This is a genomic window from Lysinibacillus sp. NPDC093688 (assembly GCF_050280145.1).
GTDB lineage: Bacteria > Bacillota > Bacilli > Bacillales_A > Planococcaceae > Lysinibacillus > Lysinibacillus xylanilyticus_B.
Window position 1 is genome coordinate 1 of the sequence record NZ_JBNNUX010000100.1, and the last position, 1,983, is coordinate 1,983.

The 1,983-nt window shown below is 40.3% G+C and carries 3 protein-coding genes; all 3 read right to left on the reverse strand.

Translation table 11 applies throughout. The features are described 5' to 3' along the window. Positions 1-302: 302 nt before the first annotated feature. The 3 genes from rplT to infC are packed head-to-tail and all read right to left on the reverse strand — an operon-like array spanning position 303 to position 1,452. A complete protein-coding gene (gene rplT, locus ACQKN2_RS25220) occupies positions 303-662 on the reverse strand; it encodes a 50S ribosomal protein L20 (RefSeq protein ID WP_427417361.1) in 360 nt (119 codons plus the stop codon). A gap of 54 nt (positions 663-716) precedes the next feature. Beyond that, positions 717-917, reverse strand: coding sequence for a 50S ribosomal protein L35 (gene rpmI / locus ACQKN2_RS25225; RefSeq protein WP_004226312.1), 201 nt, complete (start codon positions 915-917; stop codon positions 717-719). Between the two features lie 31 nt (positions 918-948). Beyond that, positions 949-1,452: a translation initiation factor IF-3 gene (gene infC, locus ACQKN2_RS25230; protein ID WP_427417362.1), complete on the reverse strand. Its 504-nt coding sequence runs from the start codon at positions 1,450-1,452 to the stop codon at positions 949-951. Positions 1,453-1,983: the final 531 nt, after the last annotated feature.

Genomic DNA, 1,983 nt, shown 5'->3' on the forward strand with positions numbered 1-1,983 from the left:
GCCGTTTCCAGCTCCGCGTTGGTCACAAGGCTTTAGGAGTTAAAAGCAATTAACGTGGAGTTCGCACCAATCGCTTGATACGAAGGGTATTCTGTTATAAATCTATACTTCTATACAGATTTGTATAGTTTTGTTTAAATTTGTTGTAACAGTTTAGTTACCCATTGAATACTCCTTTTAATTATATTTACTACTACTCTAACACAAAAAAAGACTGACGGATAAATCCATCAGTCTTTTAATAACTTTTGCACCTGTCGCTTCGCTTTCGGTGCAGAAGTAATTTTTGACTTTGTCAAAAATTATTTAGCTACTGCTTCTTTTGCAGTGTCTGCTAATTGAGTGAATGCTGCTGCATCAGTTACAGCTAAGTCAGCTAACATTTTACGGTTAACTTCGATACCAGCAACTTTTAAACCGTGCATTAAACGGCTGTATGAAAGACCGTTCATGCGAGCAGCTGCGTTGATACGAGTGATCCATAATTTACGGAAATCACGTTTTTTCTGACGACGGTCACGGTATGCATATTGACCTGACTTCATTACTGCTTGGTTAGCAACTTTGTATAATGTATGTTTTGAACCGTAGTAACCTTTAGCTAATTTCAATACTTTTTTACGACGTTTGCGCGTCACTGTTCCGCCTTTTACGCGTGGCATATGAATTACCTCCTGCTTTTCATTTAAAAATGAATATTAGTATTTTTTAGTCAATTATTTCATGTAAACAAGTAAAGATTTGATGCGTTTGAAGTCACCAGATGAAACGATGTTTGCTTTACGTAGGTGACGTTTTTGTTTTGTAGATTTGTTTGCGAATAAGTGGCTTCCATAAGCACGGTCATATTTTAATTTACCTGAACCCGTTTTTTTGAAACGTTTCGCAGCTCCACGGTGAGTTTTCATTTTTGGCATGTCGAATTCCTCCTAAACTGTTCGTCTAATATTATTTCTCGTTCTTTGGTTGAAGAACTAAGAACATGCTTCGGCCTTCCATCTTCGGTTTTTGTTCAACCGTCGATACTTCAGCACAAGCTTCAGCAAAACGATCTAACACACGTTGACCAATGTCTTTGTGTGTAATCGCACGACCTTTGAAACGTAAGCTACATTTAACTTTATCGCCTTTTTCAAGGAATTTAACCGCATTACGTAACTTCGTTTGGAAATCATGCTCATCGATTGATGGGCTCAAACGAACCTCTTTCATTACGATGACTTTTTGATTTTTACGAATTTCACGGTCTTTCTTTTGCTGTTCAAACTTAAATTTACCATAGTCCATGATACGAGCGACTGGCGGCTTGGCTTGAGGGGCCACAAGGACAAGATCCAAGTTTACACGAGTGGCGATTTCTAGCGCTTCATTACGTGTCTTTACACCAAGCTGGTCACCATTGTGATCGATTAATCGAAGTTCACGTGCGCGAATGCCTTCGTTTACATACATGTCTTTGCTAATAGTAATCCACCTCCAAGTAGTTGTCGCGAATACATGGTTTGGGCAAAGCCTTGCCCGGTTGAACGGTACATCATCTTGTCATGTCCATAAAAAAAGGACGGACACTTTTGAAGATGTCCGCCCGCTATATGTGCATGCGCAAGTCTGCGCAAAACAATTCAACGTGTCATACCTGTTCACAGCCCAAGAGCGTTGTATCAGGTGAGAAGCGGGCAGCCTCTACTTCAACCACAAACTTTGTATTCATTAACCTTAACTATATTAACATGTACTTTCATAAGCTGTCAAATATTTTTTAGCTTATTTATTAACAAAGTAACCTAAAAACTTTTAATCTAAACCATTTAGTGGTTTTCATCATAACGTGAGGTTGATTTCCGTTCCGGCCGGGCGCTTTGTTGCTGACGCTTCGCTTTCGCGCAGAGCAGAGCTTCCTGGGGGCGTCGGGGCAACAAATGTTTTCTGTGCGAAAGCGCAGTGCAACGTAGCGGCAGCAACAGGATGTTGGTCACGAAGGCG

Excerpts from the sequence above, each read along its gene's own strand:
- rplT (WP_427417361.1), bottom strand. The coding sequence starts at position 662 with ATGCCACGCGTAAAAGGCGGAACAGTGACGCGCAAACGTCGTAAAAAA.
- rpmI (WP_004226312.1), bottom strand. The coding sequence starts at position 917 with ATGCCAAAAATGAAAACTCACCGTGGAGCTGCGAAACGTTTCAAAAAA.
- infC (WP_427417362.1), bottom strand. The coding sequence starts at position 1,452 with ATGTATGTAAACGAAGGCATTCGCGCACGTGAACTTCGATTAATCGAT.